At 37.4% G+C, this 990-nt stretch carries 2 protein-coding genes; both read left to right on the forward strand.

The genetic code is table 11. From position 1 onward, the window contains the following. A partial coding sequence (locus J5069_RS23655; RefSeq protein WP_264646105.1) for an A24 family peptidase occupies positions 1 to 446 on the forward strand: 446 nt, incomplete at its 5' end. A gap of 16 nt (positions 447 to 462) precedes the next feature. Further along, positions 463 to 957 carry a TadE/TadG family type IV pilus assembly protein gene (locus J5069_RS23660; protein WP_264625779.1) on the forward strand — a complete coding sequence of 165 codons (495 nt, stop codon included), beginning with the start codon at positions 463 to 465 and terminating at the stop codon, positions 955 to 957. The last annotated feature ends 33 nt before the right edge of the window (positions 958 to 990 follow it).

The raw sequence follows: 990 nt of genomic DNA on the forward strand, positions 1-990 counted from the left end.
TGTTTAAGGGATTAAGTAAAGTGAAACTAGAAGGGATGCTTGCAATGACCATCAGTGTAATATTGACATTCGTCTGTTATACGGATATTCGTTATCGGAAAATTACCAATGCGACGACATTGCTCATTTTTTCTCTTTCACTTTTATTAACTTTTCACCATCTTGAAGAATGCTCTTTACCATTACTGTTGCTATTGTTTGGTGTCGGTTTTGTTTTCTCTATAGTCGGTGTGATCGGTGCAGGTGATGTTAAACTGGTATGTGCATTATCAACGGGGCTTTCAACGACAGATATAGGTAATTTTTTATTTTTGATGGGAATGACGGGGATTCCACTCACGTTGCTTACGTGTTTATATTATAAGCTATTCTCAAAAAATAACGTCATTACTATACCCTATGGTGTTGCTATTTGCTCTGGCTATTGGTTGTTGTGGGCAGTGTAAGTAAAAGGAATGAAAATTGAACAACAAGAGAGAAAGTGTGTTGTTATGGTATCGTTCAAGCAATGGAAGTGCTGCACTTGAGTTTTCTTTACTCTTTATTCCCTTTGTTATGGCATTTCTTTTTCTCGCAGAGCTGTGTCGGGTGGTTTATATTTCATCAGCTCTGGATTTGGTACTGGCTGAGTCCAGTTATAGTGCATCGCTTCGTCAGTCTGATAGAGATTATAACGCTTATTTTAAGAAGGCTTTGAATATGCGTTTAGATGTATGGCCATTATTTACCAAAGAAAATATTATAAGTACGTCTGTAAAATATTGTGATGACATTGCTGCATTAATTGAGAATGACAAACATTGCTTATCCCCCAATGCAGTTGGAAAACCGTTGGCATTGTATCTCGTGAATATTCATTATCGGCCTCTCTTCTTTCTGTTTCCGAAAGTGATGGTTGAACAGCAATGGAAGAGAAAGGTTGCTTTTGTTCAGGAATTTCAGCGAGGAGAATTGTAATATGTCTTCGCTTTGCAGAAATGGAAAATGGCT

Origin of the sequence: Candidatus Symbiopectobacterium sp. NZEC127, from assembly GCF_025962675.1 — a bacterium.
In the GTDB taxonomy this organism is placed as follows: Bacteria; Pseudomonadota; Gammaproteobacteria; order Enterobacterales; family Enterobacteriaceae; genus Symbiopectobacterium.